We start from the raw sequence: 16,702 nt of genomic DNA on the forward strand, positions 1-16,702 counted from the left end.
AGGGCTTCGGGAAGCTTTCTTGTGCCGTTTGGAAGTTTACCGGACAGCAATATAATCATAAATATCCTTATTGTGTCTGAAAATGCAATAAGGACGCAGGCTGACGAAATAAGGCTATCAGCTGACGCCCTTATTGTATTTGTGAATGACAATAAAAGTCTGGATAAGACTAATGGGACCTTTTATTCTGACACATATAGAGTTGATATAACTATTTCAAATTTTCAGTTTCCAAATCTCATAGTAGCAGATTACACAGTTGTCCAACTTTTTATGACGATGGAATAAGGTTGTTGTTGTATTAGTCCTATTGTTTATTTTGTCTAATTCTTGGCTCATAAGTAGGAACTTTTTATAAAGTAGTTTGTTCTTTTGTGTCTTTTGATGTAACTTCGCTTTATAAATATTACTATTATATGGAAATCCAAGGATACTTTGATCATTTCAACTTTAATGTGACAAATTTGTCACGTTCTTTGATGTTTTATCGAGAGGCTTTAGGCTTTGTTCCAGTAGGAGAAATCGATGGTCCAGAAGGACAATTCAAAATTGTGTATTTGGGAGATGGTCACTCTTCTTTTCGTTTGGAATTAACTTGGCTGCGCGATCACCCTCAAGAGTATAATTTGGGCGAATGTGAATTTCATCTCTGTGTGAGAGTTGAAGGAGACTACGCTGCTGTTAGAGAACAGCATAGAGAGATGGGATGTCTCTGTTATGAGAATTTAGAGATGGGACTATATTTTATTCAAGATCCCGATGGTTATTGGATCGAGATACTTCCAGCTGAAAATCAAGTAAACAAATAAAACAAATAAAATATTCAGATTATGGAAAATCAACAATTGATTGACGACTGCATTGCAAAAGCACAGGAATGGATGTCTTCAAACCTTTATGACAAAGAAACTCGTCGTGCTGTAAGCGAAATGGTGGCAAATCCAGATAAGACTGAGCTCATCGAGTCATTCTATAAGAATCTTGAATTTGGTACAGGTGGTTTGCGTGGTATCATGGGAGCTGGCACCAATCGTATGAATGTTTATACGGTAGGAGCTGCGACTCAAGGTTTATCTAACTATCTGAAACGTAGCTTTGCTGACAGAAAAACTATCAGCGTTGTTGTTGGGCACGATTGTCGTAATAATAGCCGTCTTTTTGCAGAGACTTGTGCAGCAGTTTTCTCTGCTAATGGTATCCAGGTCTACTTATTTGAGGATATGCGACCAACGCCAGAGATGTCGTATGCCATTCGTCGCTTGGGATGTCAGAGTGGTGTTGTTGTAACAGCTTCTCACAATCCGAAAGAATATAATGGTTACAAAGCATATTGGGAAGATGGTGCACAAGTTCTTTCTCCGCACGATACAGGTATCATTGATGAGGTAACACGTGTTACGGTGGCTGATGTGCGTTTCGAGGCTAATCCAGCACTTATCAAAACGCTGGGTAAAGAAATGGATGAAGAATTTTTGCAAAAAGTGCACACGTTGAGCATTGATCCTGATGTGATTCGTCGTCAGTCAGACTTGAAGATTGTTTACACTCCGTTGCATGGCACTGGTATGATGCTTATTCCACAGAGTCTCAAGATGTGGGGCTTTAACAATGTTCATACTGTTGCAGAACAGATGGTGCGCGATGGCAATTTTCCAACGGTGAAGAGCCCAAATCCTGAAAATGGGGAAGCCTTGACTTTAGCTCTGAAGTTGGCAAAGAGTATTGATGCAGACATTGTGATGGCTTCTGATCCAGATGCTGACCGTGTAGGTATGGCTTGCAAAAATGATAGAGGAGAATGGGTCCTTATAAATGGTAATCAGACTTGTATGCTCTTCCTTTACTACATTATAAAAAATCGTATTGCACGTGGTTTAATGAAGGGTAATGAATTCATCGTTAAGACAATTGTTACTAATGAAACCATTCACGATATGGCTGTAAAGAACGGATTGGGCTTCTTCGACTGTTATACCGGTTTTAAATGGATTGCTCGTGAGGTCCGGTTGCACCAAGATGAAGGTGATATGCAATATATCGGTGGAGGGGAAGAGAGTTATGGCTTCATGGCTGAGGACTTCTGTCGTGACAAGGATGCAGTAAGTGCTTGTTCTTTGTTAGCAGAAATCTGTGCTTGGGCAAAGGATCAAGGTAAAACGCTTTATGATGTTTTGATGGATCTTTATGCAGAGTATGGTTTTTCTTATAACAAAACAATCAATGTTGTACGTCCAGGAAAGAGTGGAGCTGATGAAATCCAGGCTATGATGGTAGATTTCCGCAATAATCGTCCTAGTGTTCTTGCTGGGTCTAAGGTCCTTGTGACTAAAGATTATCAAGAATTGAAGGTTTATGGTGCTGATGGTCAAGTTACTCCGCTCGACATGCCAGAGGCTAGCAATGTACTGCAATGGTTCACTGAAGATGGTACAAAAATTAGTGTTCGCCCCAGTGGTACTGAACCTAAAATTAAATTCTATATTGAAGTTAAAGGTGATCTTGCTTCTGCTGCTGAATATGACCAAGCATGCCAACAGGCTGATGTCAAAGTGGCTGCTATTGTGAAAAATTTGAATATTAACGAATAACTTAGAAAGGAGGGGAAGGAGATCTTCTTTTCCCTCCTCTTTATTATTCAATGATACTAGCTGGACTGTCCGAAATCTCATTGCCTGGGCAGTTTTATGGTTGGGACTATAACAGGTAAGACGTATTTGTCAGTTAGAGCTCTGTGGCTTCTATATGATGACTGCGACCTACTTGTTTCTGTGTTTTTATGGTTGTGAAGGGGCAAGAAGACTCTTTCTAAAAACTTGTTTCTGTTCAGAGTGATAGTATATGAAATACTTCATTTTTTGTAGAGATCAATTATTATTGACTGATAAAGGGACTTTACCCATTGGAAATACTCCTCCTATACTCCTTGAAGATTGGCAAAAAACTCATCCTCTCCCAAAGATGGACGGTATTCCTTGCTGTTGGGTGTCTATAGATGTGCCTATATCAGAGAGTGGTTTTCAGATGGTTGGATTGCGCCAATCCTATTCAATTCTTTCACTTTCGGATTATCTCATGGCAGGGAAAGCCTATGAATTGCAATACTGGGATACAAATACAAAGTTTTGTGGAGTTTGTGGAGCACCAATGAAGTTTCATACAGATATATCTAAGCGTTGCACTTGTTGTGGCAAAGAAGTTTGGCCTTCTTTAGCTGTGGCCATCATAGTGGCTGTGCAGCGTAACGATGAGATTCTTTTAGTACAGAGTAATAAATTCCGTGCTGATTATATGGGATTGGTTGCAGGCTTTGTTGAAACAGGAGAAACTTTGGAAGATTGTGTGCGCAGAGAAGTGAGAGAGGAAACACATATAGAAATAGACAATATCCGCTATTTTGGTAATCAACCTTGGCCTTACCCATCAGGATTGATGATCGGTTTTAAGGCAGACTATGTTAGTGGAGAAATACAAATACAGCGTTCTGAATTGACAAAAGGAGGATGGTTTAAGTCGGATAATTTACCAAATATTCCATCCAAACTTTCAATAGCACGGATGTTGATAGACAGTTTTGTGAAGGAACAAAGTGGACATGATTTAGATGTCGATGGATTCTAAGATATTTTATATACTTTTTGAGTTGCTCTTAACGTTAAGTGTATTATAAGAACCTCTTTACGCTCTATTACATAAAAGTTTATAGCAGATATGCAAAGATTGGATAATTATATATGCGGGATCCGGAAAGATGGTCATTCGCTAGAAGCTCACCGCGCAATTTGGGCCTTGGCTCATATGAGACATTTAGGACTTTCCTTCAAAGATGCTGAAAAAATCCGGACTTTTTTGAAAAAAAGAATGGCTGAAGGGGCTGTTACTGAAGATGTCTTTGGGCTGAATCGAGTTGTACTAAGTTTGCAAGCTTGCCTTCTTGCTTCTTCTGAAATAGGATTGCGGGGCCATGCCCTTGTGGCTTGTATCCTTCGTTCATTAGTCTTTGAAACTACCAAGTTAGATGAGGTGGAGAAAGTTTTTGGTAGTGATGTTAGAATTGCACTACATGCTTTTCTTCGTATCGAGAATTTGTTGGATACAAAGATTGAAACCATGGAAACAGATAGTTTTCGCAATCTCTTTGTGGCCCAATGTGGAGATATGCGTGTGATTCTTCTGCTTATAGCTGATTGCGTGAATAAAATGCGCTTGGTTCGGAATGTACAAAATGAGGAATCTAAGCGGATTTTGTCAATTGAAGCTGCTTACATTTATGCACCTTTGGCTCATAAGTTAGGTCTTTATACGCTGAAAAGTGAATTAGAAGATCTGAGTCTAAAGTATATGGAGTCTGAGGCATACTATCATATAAAAGAAAAACTCAATGCTACAAAGCGTGCACGTGACTCTTATATCGAACGATTCATAGCTCCATTGCGTGAACGTTTGAAAGAAGAGGGAATCTCTTGTCATATAAAAGGGCGCACAAAAAGTATTCACTCTATTTGGCAAAAGATGAAGAAGCAACATTGTTCTTTTGAGGGCGTCTATGATTTGTTTGCAATTCGAGTAATTATAGATGCTCCTTTTGAAAAAGAAAAAGAACTTTGTTGGAAGGTCTTTTCACTTATAACATATAAGTATGAGTCGAATTTACGTCGTCTACGAGATTGGCTTACTGTCCCTAAGAGCAATGGGTATGAAAGTCTTCATATAACAGTGCGTGGTCCAGAAGATAAATGGGTGGAGGTACAAATCCGCACGTCTCGTATGGACGAAATAGCAGAACATGGTTTGGCTGCACATTGGCGTTACAAAGGTATCAAGGCTTCGGATAGAGGGGTTGATACTTGGTTAGCCAATATTCGAGAAGCTCTAGAGCAAGGTGATGAATCGCAGTTGTCGAAGAGTTTAGGTTCTGATCTTCATGAAGGCTCTGTCTATGTATTTTCTCCCAAGGGAGATTTGTACAAACTTCCAGAGGGAGCTATCGTTCTAGATTTTGCCTATTTGATACACACCAATGTGGGTGATCATTGCGTAGGAGCTCGTATAGGTGGGCGTAATGTGTCAATACGTCAGCCCTTAGAAAGTGGCCAGAAGGTAGAGATTATAACATCTACGACTCAAACTCCGAAGTTGGAGTGGGTTAATTGGGTAGTATCCTCACGTGCAAAGGCAAAGATACGTTCTAGTGTGAATGACTTGCAGGCTACTGATGGGAATTTTGCTCGAGAGGTGTTGGAGCGTAAGTTGAAGAACCGGAAGATTACTTGGGACGAATCAGCTTGGAATATAACGATAAAGAAATTAGGTTTCAAAGAAGCTAATGAGTTTTACAAATCTATTGCAGATAATCGCTTAGATCTGAATGCTGTAATAGAACAATATCTTGAGATTCTTAACCGTAATCAAAATTCATCAGATCATCTTGTGCAACGCAGTGCCGAAGAGTTCAATCTTGAAAAAAAATTGGCTGCAAATATAACAATACCAGATGATGTCTTGGTTATTGACAATGAGCTCAAAGGTTTGCATTTTCAAATGGCTCATTGCTGTAACCCTGTCTATGGAGACGAAGTCTTCGGCTTTGTTACAGTGGGTGGAGGTATCAAGATACACCGAAATAATTGTCCTAATGCTCCAGCTCTCCGTATGCGTTTTCCCTACAGGATTGTACGTGCTCGTTGGGCAGGAAAGGGGAAGGGACAATATCCTATTGTGCTTAATGTGATAGGCCAAGACGATTTAGGTATTGTCAATAATATAACATCTGTTATTTCAAAGGAGGAACATATTATGCTTCGCAGTATCAATATAGATTCTCACGAAGGGTTGTTTAGTGGTATGCTTACAATTTTAGTAGATGACACACAAGTGCTCAATGCCTTAATTCGTAAGTTGAGGGCAGTAAGAGGAGTTAAAGCTGTCTCCCGTTCTTAAGTATGAAATAGAAGAATTACATAAATATGTCTGACGGAAATTTTAATAGAAATCTGTTACCTTCTCATAGTTTTCAAAGTGGAGTTAGAACAGGTCGAGCCGTAATGAAAACTAAGGCTCTTGCAGCTTTTAGCAAATGGCTTGTTAATCAGTCTTACTCTCTCACTGACGAACAAATTCGTGAAGCTAAATCGGAATTTAGAAGATATCTTGAAGATTGAAAATAGAGAGTAACAAAATAGTGCTAAGAACGATAATGTTAAAGGTTCACTTCTTTAGTGAGGTGAGGCTAGGATACATTTGCTTTCTTTTTATCTGTTTTTCTTTTTGCTTTCAAATATTGCAGGCTAGGGCGGTATCGATGGATTCTCTTTGTCGACTAACTTATACATTCCCCTCTAGATATTCACTCTCTGCCAAGGAATACGCTGCTTCTATTGAGGCTCGTTGTCATCTGCAGACTCATCGGAGTAATGTTGTTACACGTTGGATTCGTGGACTTTTTACTTTTGAAAGAGGAGATAATGAATATGAAACTCAAAGTCGGATGTTCCTTCAGCATCATGCAAATGGAGCGGTAGATATTAAAGAGATTGAATTTTATTCTAATCTTCCTCGACTCCGTAATACTTCGGATATAATTCGTCAGCGTTTTAGTTTATCTCTTTATTCTTCTCAGATTTTTACAGATAATATCCTTTCACCTTTTAACGGACAAAATAGAAGGTATTATACCTATGAATTATGCTATCGTTTTACAGAGGGAGGACGAGAATGTGCTCATGTAGAAGTGCGACCACGATTTAGAAATACACAACTAGTTGAAGGAATATATGATGTGGACATAGGGACAGGAGCTGTTACTAATTTTGACTTGTCTTTCTATTATGATGCTATGAACATCCGAGTTGTTGGGAGGGTTCCTCGTACAGGTCTCGCTTGTCTATTTCCCTACCAACTGCAAATCTATTTAAACCTAAACTTGCTAGGGAATCGCTTAAAAGCTAAGTATGACGTTAGTATTAAGTATGACTTCTCTGTAAATAAACAAATTTCTATTGCCAGTAATAAGACATTCGACTTAACTCATCTTTATTATCTACGAGTTGATACGAACTGCGTTAATAGACTAAAAACTCCTTTGTGGAGAGAGTCTTCTTCGGTTTCCCTTCTGACGGATACCACGAAGATAGATTCTAATATCACGGTCAAGAAAAAACGTTTTTCTTGGAGTGATATGGAGGATCTCTTTCTTGATCGGCATCATATAAGTTTTGGCTCAAATTCTTTGCGACTTCCAGCAATTATTACTCCAGAAATGTTTGCATGGAGTCATCGAAAAGGTTTGCAGGTACAAACTCGTTTGAAAATTTCTTTCAATCTTAGAACTAAGCAGCAAATTGTTTGGTTTCCAAAGCTAAGTTATAGTTTCAAAGAGAGGAAACTCTATTGGCGTTTGCCACTTGATTATAGTTTCTTACCTGTTTGGGAGGCCCATTTACGCTTTGAAGTTGGTTCGGGAAATTATACTTATTCAAAGCAGCAAGCTGATTATTTTCGTCGGCAGCTTGAACAAAACCATGCGGGAAGTGAACTAATAAATCTTTCGAGGAATGATATTTTTACAAATTATCGAGATATCTACTCTAAGTTATATTTCTCTTTTCAACCGAAAATTGGCTTGAAAATAACAACAGGTCTGAATTTCCATCGTCGTTGTTTAGTTCTTAATGATGTTCAACTGCCATGGATGAAAGAACGGTTGCTTAGCTATTTTTCAAAATCCCTCTATTCTTTTGCTCCACACCTTCGTTTGGAGTGGACACCAGCTTTGTATTATTATCGCAAAGAAGAAAGAAAAATACCTCTTTATAGTAAATGGCCAACTTTTAGGCTGGACTATGAGCGAGGGCTACATACGAAGAGTTTTCAATGTAGCTACGAACGTTATGAAGTAGATGTTCAATATGCCCACAGATTGTATGCTCTAAGAACATTGTTCTTCCGTATAGGTTCAGGATTCTTCTTGAATAAGAGTCGGCAGGCTTTTATAGATTATGATCTCTTTCGCGATGAGAATATTTTGAGTGATTGGGCTGATGAAATGTCTGGTCGTTTTTATCTGTTAGGGAATCATTGGTATAATGATAGTCCTTATTATGTTAAGACTTCCATTGCTTATGAAAGCCCAATGTTACTTTTCTCACGTTTGCCTGGATTGACTCGATATATAGAAAAGGAGCGCATATACCTAAATTTTGTAACCTTACGTTCTTTATCTGCCTATTGTGAATTAGGTTATGGCATAGCAACTCCCATACTGGACCTAAGTGGCTTTGTATCTTTAGGAAATCACTTAAAAACGGGGATAGGAGGGCGTGCAGTCCTCCACTGGTGAAAAGCTGAACAAATAGTGTCAAAAGAATATTATAAATAAAAAGAAAAGACACTTAGTTAAAGCTAAGTGTCTTTTGAGCCTCTTGTCGGATTCGAACCAACGACCCCGAGATTACAAATCACGTGCTCTGGCCAACTGAGCTAAAGAGGCGGGGGTGGGAAAGCTCTCCGTATCGCACCGCTACAACCAACTACCCTTGCTGCGATCAAGCCCTGGGGGGTTTGTAGGGAGCTGGCCGCACGGCACTTTCCCGTTTGCGATTGCAAAGGTACTACTTTCTTTTTAACTACCAAATCTTTTATTCTTTTTTTTTCTTACTAAATGGGAGAGGATATTGGTTTGTAGAGGTTAAAATGTTGATTTTTAGCATATAGAGTGATAAAACAAAAAGAGAATTTATTGGAAAAATCTTGGGAAAATCTCTTTGCAACTAAAGAAAAAGAGTTTGTGTGGAATATTTGAGAATTTCTGGGCGATGTGTTACAAAGATAATTGTCCGATTTTGGTATTTCTGAATAATTCTTTTGATAACACGACTTTCGGTTTCTGCGTCAAGCGCACTCGTTGCCTCATCTAACAAAAGAACTGGAGCTGGATTTAGCAAAGCTCTCGCGATGGCTATGCGTTGAGCCTGACCTTCAGATAATCCATGTCCCATTTCTCCGCAAATAGTGTCGAGCCCCTCTGGAAGGGAGAGGACGAATTCTGCTGCAGCATCTTCAAGTGCTTGTTTCATCTCTTCTTCTGAAGCTAAAGGTGAACCTAGTAGTAAGTTTTCTCGTATGCTTCCGCTAAGAAGAGTATTTCCCTGTGGCACATAGGCAAAGTTACAACGTGTTTCTGGGCTAATTGGAAATACCTTCTTCTTATCTTGTAAGGTGATATTCCCTGCTTTTGGTGCAATGAGGGATAATAATAATCTGATAAGTGTTGTTTTCCCACTGCCTGTTTCTCCTAAAATTGAAGTAATGCTACCCGCTGGAAAGGTAAAACTAAAATTATCGAAAATCTTACGTGACGTTTTCGAGTAGCAAAATGTTAGGTTATCTATGCTTATTCCTGCTGATGACTCCACTCGTAAATCTTTCTCATTTCGTTCCAGAGGGATATTATCTAATTCGATGAGGCGCTCTGTGGCAGTAAAGGAACTTATAAATACCGGAATGAAGCGAGTGAGTTGTTTTACTGGGCCTTGTATTTGGGATACTAGTTGTATAAATGCAATCAATGCTCCATAGGTAATAAGACCTCTATGCAAACTCACAGCTCCCCATGTGAAGGTAAGGAGATAGCCAGTCGCGAATCCTGCATTCATTAAACTGGAAGAAATTGTGGCATATTTTGTTTTACTCACAATTTCTTTCCGGAGTTGTCTTTGAGTTGTAGAGAGTTTTTCTAGCATTGTTTGTGTACGTCCCAAGGTCTTAATGACCATTGTGTGTTGTAGGCTCTCTTGTATGATACTTTGGATCTTGCTTTCTGTTTCGCGAACAGTTCGTGTTAATGTTCGCATCTTGCGTACATATAGTTTGCTGCTGATAAGAAAGAACGGAACGACCAAGACAATCACGCAGGCCAGCGTTTTATCCATATAGAATAAAAAAAGGAAAGCACCAATAAATTGGAAGATAGTTGTGAAAAGTGAAGGGATGCTTTCTGTGATAAATCCAATAATATTATTGACGTCTGTTTCTATACGGTTGATTAAGTTTCCTGTATGAAACTGTTGCATACTTTTCCAATCGCTTCGTAGCAAGTGAGAAAAAGCATCGTGCTGCATCTTGTTTTGCGCTTTTACCCCAAGAATGGCTCTAATCCATCGTGAGGTTATTCCCAATAGTATTTGTATGATAATGATACAGCCCAAGAAAAGTATAGCAGGCTTTAGAGATTTGTTGTTGCTATTTGTTGCAATATCAACAGCCCATTTAGTTCCCCAAACAAAGGCAAGATCTGTTAGAACTAAGATTATACCGATTATGGTATTGATGGTAGCTTGCAGTCTATATCCCGCACTTGTTCGCCATAACCATTGGGATAGGACACGATAAGAAAGAAGTTTTTTTCCTTCTGCCGAAAATCGTTTTTTATGAAAGAAAGGTATTTGCATGAATTTTATCTCTGATCTGCTCCCCAACCCATTTTGTCGCGCAACGTATCAAAGAAGTGTTGGTGTTTTATTTTCATAACTCTAATAGTGTATGGGGCTTTTTTAAGAACGATTGTTGCAGTCTCGTCCATCACTTGACTACGACCATCTATGGCCATAAGAAACTTTTGTGTGCGCGATGTAACTTTTAATGTTATAACAGAACTATCATCCACAATAACTGGGCGAATATTCAGACTATGGGGAGCAATCGGAGCTATGCAAAAAGTTTTGGAATAAGGAGAAATAATAGGACCATTCACACTCAGTGAATATCCAGTAGAACCTGTTGGTGTGCAGATAATAAGTCCGTCTGCTAGATAAGATGTGAGTAAATTTCCATCAACTTCTGCTGTTACTTGGATTAAGGCTGAATTGTCGAATTTTAATATGGCAACTTCGTTGAGAGCGTAGGGATAAACAGATAGATTCTGTGTCGATTCTACGGATAGAAGGCTACGCTCTTCTATCGTGTAGTATCCATTCAGAAACGCCTCGATAGTTGTATCAATATTTGCGGGATTTACATCTGCAAGAAACCCTAAATGCCCCGTATTTATACCTAAAATTGGTGTTATGCTATTGCCGATAGCAGCAGCAGTGCGTAACAACGTTCCGTCACCTCCCACTGAGATGACAAGATTTGCTTGTGTTTCTTGATAAGAAATAAATTGTTGAAAATCATTAATATTTAATTGTAAAGTTTTTGAGATGAATTGGGCAAACTGATGCTCTATACAGATAATTATTCCTTTATCAGTTAATTTCTGTAAGAGTTCTTTTATATAATTTCCTTTCTTTACTTGATTAGCATTACCAAAAAGGGCTATTTTAATTTGTTTTTCCTCCATTTACTTACCTGATGTTAACTATAAACATTTCAGCGATATCCGGAAATTCAAATAAATTTTCTATTTTCGCATTTTGAAACGGAGCGAAGATACGCATTATTTTTCAATATAAAAGTAGATTGCTATGACAAAGTTGAGTGTGAACATAAATAAAGTGGCTACTCTACGCAATGCTCGAGGAGGAAATAATCCAGATCTCTTGAAAGTTGCAAAAGATTGTGAGAGATTTGGTGCTCAAGGTATTACAGTACATCCTCGTCCTGATGAGCGGCATATTCGTTATAATGATGTCTACGAATTGAGATCTCTTCTGACAACCGAATTTAATATTGAAGGCTATCCTTCCGAGGAATTTGTCAAACTAGTATGTGAGGTAAAGCCAAATCAAGTTACCCTAGTGCCAGACAAACCAGACCAATTAACGTCTAATGCGGGATGGGATACTGAGAAGTATTTAGATTTTCTCATGGATATAGCAGCTCATTTTCATGAAAAAAAATTTCGTGTAAGTTTCTTTGTATCAGCAGATAAGAGAATGATTGAATTCTCAAAACGTGCAGGCGCAGATCGGGTAGAACTATATACAGAGCCTTATGCCGCCACTTATGTGCAAAACCCAGAAGTTGCTATAACAGATTTTCTTGAAGCTGCAACCTATGCTAAGGAAATAGGACTAGGATTGAATGCGGGACACGATTTAAGCTTGCATAACTTACGATATTTTCATCAACAGATTCCTTGGCTAGATGAAGTAAGTATTGGGCACGCTCTTATTTGCGATGCTTTATATTTAGGATTAAAAGAAACCATTCATCAGTATCTAGCTTGTCTTCAAGATTAAGCTAGTAATGTCTTAATAAAAAGAGGAAATAATATGATTCATATTTTCTTAGCAAATGGTTTTGAAGATATAGAAGCTTTAACACCGTTAGATGTGTTGCGACGTGCAGGACTAGATGTACAGCTTGTTAGCATAAGTAGTGGGCTTGAAGTGAAAAGTTCCCATGGTGTTAGAGTTGTGGCAGATGCAACATTAGACTCCATTGATCTATCGGATTCCGAAGCTATAATTATTCCTGGAGGAATGCCTGGAGCATCAAACTTACGTGACAACTTGGCGTTACGCAAAGCTCTTCAAACCCAAAATGCTGCAGAACGTTTGGTTTGTGCTATTTGTGCTGGCCCTATAGTTTTGTCTGCAGCCGGTATTCTTAAAGAGCGTAAAGCAACATGCTATCCTGGTTTTGAAGGGCAACTACCAGGAGCTATTCATTCTACGGCTCTTGTAGAGGAAGATGGCAATATTATTACAGGACGCGGTCCTGGTGCCGCAATGGATTTTGCTTTTGCCATTTTGAAACGTTTTATTTCTCGCGATGTAGTGAAGAAGATGCGCCAAGGAATGATACTGGAATAAAGAGTGATAAAGAAAATACAGCAGGTGCAGATTCTTTCTCAAGACATTAAATATCTAAAAGGGGTTGGGCCTGGACGAGCTAAAATTCTTAAGGATAGTCTGGGTATTGAAACCGTTGGGGATTTACTTTATACATTTCCCTATCGGTATATAGACCGTAGTAGAATCTATACTATACGTGAGATGGCTTCGGTTATTCCTGAGGGAGCTCTGCAGGTGGAAAGTGCTATTCCGTATATCCAGTTAAAAGGTCAAATCGTAGATTTTTCAGATGAGGGAAAGGGGAGGAAGCGTCGTCTGAAAGCTGTATTTACAGATGGGACGGGATATGTGGAACTTGTATGGTTTGGCGGATTGAACTTTGTGACAGAGAATTATAAAATAGGCTACACTTATCTTTTATTAGGTAAGCCTAATCTTTATCGTCAGACGTACTCTTTTGCTCATCCAGAGCTCGACGAGATTGAGCCTAGCACATCTAATCCAAATTTAGGATTACAACCTATCTATTCTATTCCCGAAAAGATGAAGAAAGCCAATTTCACTTCAAAGATCTTGGCAAAACTCATTCATAATGCCTTTGATTTGATACCGAAAGGGCAGTTACAAGAAACATTGCCCGATTATCTAATACATCGAAATCAGTTAGTAGGTTTATACTCAGCCTTACGCGCAGCACATTTTCCTACTTCTTCAGAAGAGTTGCCTTTAGCGCTTCATCGCTTGAAGTTTGAGGAGTTGTTCTATCTTCAGCTTGATATTCTCCATTATCGTAAAGGTCGGAAAAATAAATTTGTTGGATTTAATTTTGCGTATATCGGAAAGAATTTTCTTTCTTTCTATAATGATTTCTTGCCTTTTTCTCTGACAGGAGCCCAAAAGCGAGTCATAAAAGAAATACGAAGCGATCTGAACAGTGGAGCACAAATGAATCGTTTGCTTCAGGGAGATGTGGGCAGTGGTAAGACCATTGTTGCATTGATGTGTTGCTTAATAGCGATTGATAATGATTTCCAAACTTGCATCATGGCCCCTACAGAGATACTTGCAGAGCAACATTGTGCAACAATTAAGTCACTCGTGAAAGGTATGCCTCTTCGTGTTGAACTTCTTACAGGAAGCGTTAAGGGAAAAACACGGAAAAAAATTCTAGAAGAAGTTTCAACAGGAAGCGTAAAAATTCTTATTGGTACACACGCTTTGATAGAACCTACAGTTCATTTCCAAAATTTAGGTCTTGCTGTAATCGATGAACAACATCGTTTTGGCGTGAAGCAGAGGGCAGCCCTTTGGCAAAAGAATCATCGTGCACCACATATCTTAGTGATGACAGCAACGCCCATTCCTCGTACTTTGGCGATGACTGTTTATGGTGATTTGGATGTCTCTATTTTAGATGAACTACCACCTGGGAGAAAACCCATTTCTACGGTCCATTACTACACAAATAGTTTGGAGAAATTGATAGATGGTATTCGTTATCAATTACAATTGGGACGTCAAGTATATGTGGTATATCCTCTTGTAAAAGAAAGTCAGAAACTAGATCTTCAAGATGCAGAAAAGGGGGCGCAACAGTTTCAAGCGTGGTTTCCAGACTTCAAGGTGGGACTTGTTCACGGACAGATGAAGAGCGACACAAAAGATGCTGCAATGCAGGCTTTTATCCATAATGAAACGCAAATACTAATATCAACGACGGTAATAGAGGTGGGCGTGAATGTTCCTAATGCTAGTGTTATGGTTATTATGAATGCAGAGCGTTTTGGCTTATCTCAGTTGCATCAGTTAAGGGGACGAGTAGGACGAGGAGCAGAGCAAAGTTATTGCGTCCTAGTTTCGAGACCTCAACTTTCAGAAGATACGCGTCGTCGTTTGCAAATTATGTGCGACACCAATGACGGTTTTGAAATTGCAGAAGAAGATATGAAGCTTAGAGGGCCAGGTGATTTAGAAGGAACAGCACAAAGTGGAATGCCCTTCGACTTGAAAATTGCAAATATTCTTCGTGATAACGATCTCATGGAAGAAGCACGCCATGTGGCTGAGAAAATTCTCGAAGAAGATCCAAAGGAAAATCTCCCACAAAATACTGTTATTTGGCAGCAGCTGCAGCTCTTGAAAAAAAATAAAGCTAATTTTTCAGAAATTAGTTAGGCTTGCTTCTTTTGTAGAACGGGCATCTACCTTATAAAGGATAGATAAAAATACAATAAGGAGGCTTGTAAATATCCTTATAGCATACGCTAACGCTATAAGGATATTTACAAATGCTATAAGGATATTTTTCCTATTTCTATTTATGTCCTTGTATGGCATAAGTAAGGACAAAATCTTGCAGAAAAAAATAATGAACAATACTTTCTTTCTTGAAACGGGGAAGATATATATGCAGAGTGTCGGCAGTGTGGTTTGTGACTAGAATATCTTTAGAGAAATCTAATCCTTGTATGTCAGCGAATTTATAGACAGCCTCTTTTGCACTCCACAACATAGTGGCCATTTGTTCTGAATCTTCTTTAGCTAAGAGTTTAACTTCTGATTCATTTAAGAAAGCTTTATGGAGTTTCAAAGCTCTGGAACCATAAACTTCAATGTCAATTCCGTGGCGAAATTTTGCCGTTGAGAAAGCTATATAGCTATGTGAATGGCTAATGCTAATTTCTTTTTTAGGAAAGGTGAGGACTGGACGGCGAGAGGGAAGATAGTCGATGTTAGCTTCTACTCCTAATTCTCTGTGTAGGAGTACTCGAGTTGCCAGTCTTTCCTTTTTTCGTAATAATGCTCCAAATTGTTCTATTTCCTCTTTGTATTGTTTCTTTGCAGGGAGCAAAGGAACAAGTTACTCTACTGTTTCGGTGGCATGCCAAAAAGAGATCTCTGGCGCATCAGAAAGGAAGTGAAGATTTGTCAGAAGTTGTGGCATTCTCTTCTTGCTTATCTGTTTCGGTATTGCCTGTAGGAGCTGATTCAACTATGGGTTTAGATGAAAGCATCTGCATTTCTTTTCCCCAAATTTCTGTGATATATCGTGTTGTGCCTTTTTTGTCTTGATAACTTCTTGTCCTTATTTCTCCTTCAATGTAGAGTTTGTCTCCTTTGTGTACATATTTTTCTGCCACTTCAGCCAATTTTCGCCAAAGCATAATGTTGTGCCATTCCGTGCGTTCTGGTACTTGTGTTCCATTGGGAAGAGTATAACCAGGAGTAGTTGTGGCTAAAGGGAATGCGGCAGTACAAACACCGTTGTCTATATATCGGATATTGGGTTCTTTTCCAACATTGCCGATGAGCATAGCTTTGTTGAGACTCATGGCTCTTTGTTTTATCGGGGTATAGGAGAACTAAAGTAGGTTTGAATTATTGGTGCCAAGCCTACTTTAGCATTGTTTTATTTTATCTAATTCTGTCGGCTGCTCTAACGAGTGCTTCATCACGTTTGACTGCCATTTTTGCTAAGATAACAAAGATGAGAGAGAGAGCAGGGGCACCAGCACAGAGAGCTGGTGTGAATTCTGTTGCAGTGTTTTGACTAAAGATGATGCAATAAGCAACATAAGCCACATAGAACAAAACAATACATAAAACCGTCCAGTTGCAGAGTTTTATTTGCAGTGATCTGTTTTTGTATTTGAAGATGTTGAGCAACGAAAGAATGATGGTCAGCACTGCAAAGGTGCCGATTCCCCAAGGGATTTGAGAGCTACCAGAGTATGGCGCTATTTCAGCTGCCATAAAGCCTGTTGCCATCATTATATATGAGCCATTTCCTTTGGTGAAAAATGCTAAAGGTGCGAATAAGGCTATGGCCGGAATCAATCCGGCCAATAGAAGATATACGCTTTGAATGCGTTGTAACATACTTGAATACGGTTTAGTCTAACATGTCTTTTTCCTTCGCCGGATTACGATAATAGATTTTATCGTGGAGGAAGTCGTCGATAGCAATT

Annotated in this window: 15 protein-coding genes and 1 tRNA gene; 10 read left to right on the top strand and 6 right to left on the bottom strand. The window is 39.0% G+C overall.

The genetic code is table 11. From position 1 onward, the window contains the following. The 7 genes from ABLA33_RS08465 to ABLA33_RS08495 form a co-directional block, all read left to right on the top strand. The coding region (locus ABLA33_RS08465) for a hypothetical protein (RefSeq protein ID WP_347719968.1) at positions 1-288 on the top strand (288 nt) is incomplete at its 5' end. 128 nt (positions 289-416) lie between these two features. Beyond that, positions 417-809, top strand: coding sequence for a VOC family protein (locus ABLA33_RS08470; protein WP_347719969.1), 393 nt, complete (start codon positions 417-419; stop codon positions 807-809). 21 nt (positions 810-830) lie between these two features. Continuing rightward, positions 831-2,588 (top strand): phospho-sugar mutase, encoded by a 1,758-nt coding sequence (locus ABLA33_RS08475; protein ID WP_347719970.1) that lies wholly within the window; start codon positions 831-833, stop codon positions 2,586-2,588. Positions 2,589-2,838: 250 nt separating this feature from the next. Then, on the top strand, positions 2,839-3,618 hold the full coding sequence (nudC, locus tag ABLA33_RS08480; RefSeq protein ID WP_347719971.1) for an NAD(+) diphosphatase: 780 nt from the start codon (positions 2,839-2,841) through the stop codon (positions 3,616-3,618). Between the two features lie 90 nt (positions 3,619-3,708). Beyond that, the gene (locus ABLA33_RS08485) at positions 3,709-5,937 is read left to right on the top strand and encodes a TGS domain-containing protein (protein ID WP_347719972.1); all 2,229 of its coding nucleotides are present in this window, start codon (positions 3,709-3,711) and stop codon (positions 5,935-5,937) included. Between the two features lie 26 nt (positions 5,938-5,963). Continuing rightward, positions 5,964-6,158: a hypothetical protein gene (locus ABLA33_RS08490; protein ID WP_311491149.1), complete on the top strand. Its 195-nt coding sequence runs from the start codon at positions 5,964-5,966 to the stop codon at positions 6,156-6,158. A 35-nt stretch (positions 6,159-6,193) separates the two neighbouring features. Then, positions 6,194-8,335 (top strand): DUF5686 family protein, encoded by a 2,142-nt coding sequence (locus tag ABLA33_RS08495; RefSeq protein ID WP_347719973.1) that lies wholly within the window; start codon positions 6,194-6,196, stop codon positions 8,333-8,335. Between the two features lie 76 nt (positions 8,336-8,411). Here the strand turns inward: ABLA33_RS08495 and ABLA33_RS08500 are convergent. The 3 genes from ABLA33_RS08500 to ABLA33_RS08510 all read right to left on the bottom strand — a co-directional run bounded on the left by ABLA33_RS08500 (position 8,412) and on the right by ABLA33_RS08510 (position 11,335). After that, a tRNA-Thr gene (locus ABLA33_RS08500) sits at positions 8,412-8,485 on the bottom strand. A 280-nt stretch (positions 8,486-8,765) separates the two neighbouring features. Then, on the bottom strand, positions 8,766-10,445 hold the full coding sequence (locus ABLA33_RS08505; RefSeq protein WP_347719974.1) for an ABC transporter ATP-binding protein: 1,680 nt from the start codon (positions 10,443-10,445) through the stop codon (positions 8,766-8,768). Between the two features lie 5 nt (positions 10,446-10,450). Next, positions 10,451-11,335, bottom strand: a complete 885-nt coding sequence (locus ABLA33_RS08510; protein ID WP_347719975.1) for an NAD kinase — start codon at positions 11,333-11,335, stop codon at positions 10,451-10,453. A 124-nt stretch (positions 11,336-11,459) separates the two neighbouring features. Between ABLA33_RS08510 and ABLA33_RS08515 the strand changes: the two genes are divergently transcribed. The 3 genes from ABLA33_RS08515 to recG are packed head-to-tail and all read left to right on the top strand — an operon-like array spanning position 11,460 to position 14,909. Then, positions 11,460-12,176 (top strand): pyridoxine 5'-phosphate synthase, encoded by a 717-nt coding sequence (locus ABLA33_RS08515; protein WP_347719976.1) that lies wholly within the window; start codon positions 11,460-11,462, stop codon positions 12,174-12,176. A gap of 33 nt (positions 12,177-12,209) precedes the next feature. Then, complete coding sequence (locus ABLA33_RS08520) at positions 12,210-12,752, top strand: DJ-1 family glyoxalase III (RefSeq protein WP_347719977.1); 543 nt, start codon at positions 12,210-12,212, stop codon at positions 12,750-12,752. A 24-nt stretch (positions 12,753-12,776) separates the two neighbouring features. Further along, a complete protein-coding gene (recG, locus tag ABLA33_RS08525) occupies positions 12,777-14,909 on the top strand; it encodes an ATP-dependent DNA helicase RecG (RefSeq protein ID WP_347719980.1) in 2,133 nt (710 codons plus the stop codon). A gap of 139 nt (positions 14,910-15,048) precedes the next feature. Here recG and ABLA33_RS08530 read toward each other — a convergent pair whose 3' ends face one another. From ABLA33_RS08530 to ABLA33_RS08540, 3 genes are all read right to left on the bottom strand, one after another. Next, positions 15,049-15,585, bottom strand: a complete 537-nt coding sequence (locus ABLA33_RS08530; protein ID WP_347719978.1) for a 4'-phosphopantetheinyl transferase superfamily protein — start codon at positions 15,583-15,585, stop codon at positions 15,049-15,051. Positions 15,586-15,640: 55 nt separating this feature from the next. Continuing rightward, positions 15,641-16,066 carry a single-stranded DNA-binding protein gene (locus tag ABLA33_RS08535; protein WP_311491142.1) on the bottom strand — a complete coding sequence of 142 codons (426 nt, stop codon included), beginning with the start codon at positions 16,064-16,066 and terminating at the stop codon, positions 15,641-15,643. An 82-nt stretch (positions 16,067-16,148) separates the two neighbouring features. Further along, positions 16,149-16,613, bottom strand: a complete 465-nt coding sequence (locus ABLA33_RS08540) for a DUF4293 domain-containing protein (protein WP_347719979.1) — start codon at positions 16,611-16,613, stop codon at positions 16,149-16,151. Positions 16,614-16,702: the final 89 nt, after the last annotated feature.

The sequence above is a fragment of the uncultured Alloprevotella sp. genome, from assembly GCF_963536905.1.
Classification (GTDB): Bacteria; Bacteroidota; Bacteroidia; order Bacteroidales; family Bacteroidaceae; genus Alloprevotella.